Here is a 3,352-nt window from a genome sequence, read left to right as displayed (position 1 = left end):
GACGCGGAACGGGCGGATCCCGCTGTGGCCGGTGGGCTGGGCCGCGCTCGCCGGCGCGGGGCCGAGGGCGGTGGACGCGGCGACGGTGAGACCGGCCGCGAGGCTGCCCTGCAGCAGCTGCCGTCGAGTGGGTTGGGAGGTCATCGTTACACCCCTTGATTCGTGGAGGTCCGCAGCGGCCGGAAGGCGGCCCGCAGCTGGTCGGCGAACAGTTCCGGCTCTTCCCAGGCGGCGAAGTGGCCGCCCCGTTCGGCCTGTCCGAAGTAGTTGAGGGTCGGGTAGGACTGCTCGGCCCAGCTGCGCGGCGTCCGCCAGATCTCACCGGGGAACGTGCTGAAGCCCACGGGGACGCGGGGGTCCGGCAGCGGCGGGCGGCCCGCGGCGGGCGCGTCCGGCCCGTACGCCTCCCAGTACGACCGGGCCGTGGACGCTCCGGTGCCGGTCAGCCAGTACGCCGTGACGTTGTCGAGGATGTGGTCGCGGGTGAGGTTGCCCGCGGGCCGGCCGTCGACGAACGCGCCGGCGATCTTGTAGTACGCGTCGGTGTCGTGGTCGATCATCCAGGCGGCCAGCGCGGCCGGCGAGTCCAGCAGCGCGTACCCGATGGTCTCCGGCCGGGTGGCCATCTCCACGAAGTAGCCGTTGCCGGTGGTCTGGAAGACCTTGATCGCGGCCAGCGCCGCCTGTTCCTCCGCGGTGTCGTCCGGCAGTGAAGCCGGGTCGTTGAGGGCCGGCACCAGCAGGTTGGTGTGGATGCCGATCAGCCCCTCCGGGCCCAGCCGGCCGATCGCGTCGGTGACCCCGGCGCCGACGTCTCCGCCCTGCGCCACGTAGCGGTCGTAGCCGAGCCGGCGCATCAGCTCCGCCCAGGCCCGCGCGGTGCGCACCAGGTCCCAGCCGACCTCGGCCGGCTCGGCCGAGAAGCCGTACCCCGGCAACGAGGGCAGCACGAGGTGGAACGCGTCGGCGGCGGTGCCGCCGTGCGCGGTCGGGTCGGTCAGCGGACCGACCGAGTCGATCATCTCGATGATCGAGCCGGGCCAGCCGTGGGTCATGATCAGCGGCAGCGCGCCCGGATGCTTCGACCTGACGTGTACGAAGTGGATGTCCACACCGTCGATCTCGGTGGTGAACTGGGGCAGCGCGTTGAGCCGGGCCTGCACGCGCCCCAGGTCGTACTTGCCCACCCAGTACTGACCCAGTGCCTGCATGGTGGCCAGCTGCACTCCTTGGGAGCGGTCGCCGACGAGCTCCCGGGTCGGCCAGCGGGTGGTCGCGAGGCGGCGGCGCAGGTCGTCGAGCGCTGCCTTGCGGAAGTGGACGGTGAACGGCCGGATCGCCTGTCCGGCTTGCTGTTCGAGCGTGGTCATCTCACGCACACTGCCTTTCGGTCGGAATCCCGATGCCCCACCAGCCTCGCGAGGCCCGGGTGCGTTGCGCACCCGTGAGATGCCCTGGTCGACACGTCCTGGGGTGCGGACCTTCCCTGGCCAGGACCGTGGTGCTGCGCAAAACAGCAGGTCAGGACCTGCCTGCCCACGGGTTTCCGGAGACGGGCGACCGTGACCGGGCCGGACCGGGTCCCAGGGTGCTGCCCCGGGGGTTTCACCGGCGCGACGCGGCGCCCGGGAGCGCGACCCTGGTGCCAACGCAGGGACCAGAAGGAGGACGGGCGATGGCGAAGGTGCTTTTCGTGGTCTCAGGGGCCACGTACCTGGTGCTGAAGGACGGCACCCGATGGGCGACCGGATATTGGGCCGAGGAGTTCGCGATGCCGTACCGGGCGCTGACCGAGGCGGGTCACGAGGTGGTGGTCGCGACGCCCGGCGGCACCACGCCGAACGTCGACATGATGAGCCTGCGGCCGTCGATGGCCGGCGGCGAGCAGGGAGCCCTGGAGCTGGAGGAGATCATCCGGTCGGCCGAGGTCATGCGGCGCCCGCTGCGGCTGTCGGACGCCCGCCTCGAGGACTACGACGCGGTCTACCTCCCCGGCGGGCACGGCCCGATGCAGGACCTGGCCGTCGACGCCGACGCCGGCCGGCTGCTGACCGCGGCGCTCGCCTCGGGCAAGCCGCTGGCCATCGTGTGCCACGCCCCGGCCGCGCTGCTGGCCACCCGCATCCACGGCGAGTCGCCGTTCCGGGGCTACCGGGTGACCGCCTTCACCAACGAGGAGGAAGAGGCCGTCGGTCTGGCCTCCCGCTGTCAGTGGCTGCTCGAGGACGAACTGAGGGACAAGGTCGGCGTCGAGTTCAGCCGGGGCCCGGTCTGGGAGCCGTATATCGTGGAGGACCGTAATCTGCTCACCGGCCAGAATCCGCACTCGGCGGCCACGCTGGCGGAACGACTGCTGAAGATTCTCGGCTGAGGATGCCCGCAGGGGGTTGATCATGACAGGGGTGCTCACGCGGCAGGACTGCGCCGCCACGGTCCTCGGCGGTCCCACCGTGGTCATCGACGTCGGGGGTCTGCGGATCATCGTGGACCCGACGTTCGACGCCCCGGGCCCGCACGGCTATCTGACCAAGGTGGCCGGTCCCGCCGCGGCGGAGGCCGAGCTCGGCGCCGTTGATCTCGTCCTGGTCAGCCACGACCAGCACCCGGACAACCTGGACGACCGCGGCCGGGCCGTCGCGGCGGCGGCACCCCTGGTGCTGACCGGCCCGGCGACGGCCGGCCGGCTGGGGCCGCCCGCGGTCGGGCTGACCACCTGGGCCGAGCATGCGGTGCCCCGAGCCGACGGCGGCGGGGATCTGACGGTACGGGCGGTGCCGGCCGTCCACGGCCCCGAGGACGGCGAGCGTGACGCCGACGGCAACGTCAACTGCGAGGTCAGCGGGTTCGTGCTGGCCGGCGCCGGCCTGCCGGTCGTCTACGTCAGTGGCGACAACGCGTCGCTGCGGGCGGTGGCCGACATCTCCCGGCGCGTACCGGATATCGACGTGGCCGTGCTCTTCGCCGGTGCGGCCCGGGTCCCGGCGAAGTTCCGTGGCCGTCCCCTGACGCTGGACAGCCGCCGGACCGCCGCAGCCGCCGCGGTCCTGGGCGCAGGCATCGTCATCCCGGCGCACTACGACGGCTGGACGCACTTCTCGGAAAGCGCGACGGACCTCGAGACGGCATTCGACGAGGCCGGACTGTCCTCGGTGCTGCACCTGCGCGATCACGGGACCTGGGTGTCCCTGCGACCGTGACCGCTGTGCCGTACTGGTGATCGGCGAGGAACCCGATCGGGCGACCGGGGTGCGTTCCGCCACCGGCTCGGAGACGATGGCGCCATGGCGCCGATGACGTACGCCCGGTGTCGCGCCGCGGCCCGCGCCTTCCGGGCGGCTGAGCTCGGCCGGGA

The 3,352-nt window shown here is 72.5% G+C and carries 3 protein-coding genes; 2 read left to right on the top strand and 1 reads right to left on the bottom strand.

Annotation, left to right across the window (positions count from 1 at the left end; translation table 11 throughout):
- Window positions 1–146: 146 nt before the first annotated feature.
- Window positions 147–1,370: an epoxide hydrolase family protein gene (locus tag AB0C29_RS39650; RefSeq protein WP_360831896.1), complete on the bottom strand. Its 1,224-nt coding sequence runs from the start codon at window positions 1,368–1,370 to the stop codon at window positions 147–149.
- A 305-nt stretch (window positions 1,371–1,675) separates the two neighbouring features.
- On the opposite strand from AB0C29_RS39650, the gene AB0C29_RS39645 reads away from it, so the two are divergent.
- Together AB0C29_RS39645 and AB0C29_RS39640 are read left to right on the top strand one after the other, a co-directional pair.
- Window positions 1,676–2,371, top strand: a complete 696-nt coding sequence (locus AB0C29_RS39645; protein WP_360831895.1) for a type 1 glutamine amidotransferase domain-containing protein — start codon at window positions 1,676–1,678, stop codon at window positions 2,369–2,371.
- 31 nt (window positions 2,372–2,402) lie between these two features.
- Complete coding sequence (locus tag AB0C29_RS39640) at window positions 2,403–3,197, top strand: MBL fold metallo-hydrolase (protein WP_360831891.1); 795 nt, start codon at window positions 2,403–2,405, stop codon at window positions 3,195–3,197.
- The last annotated feature ends 155 nt before the right edge of the window (window positions 3,198–3,352 follow it).

Source organism: Actinoplanes sp. NPDC048791, from assembly GCF_040650095.1.
In the GTDB taxonomy this organism is placed as follows: Bacteria; Actinomycetota; Actinomycetes; order Mycobacteriales; family Micromonosporaceae; genus Actinoplanes.
The sequence above is the reverse complement of the archived record's forward strand: the minus strand, read 5'-3'. Positions and strand labels throughout refer to the sequence as shown.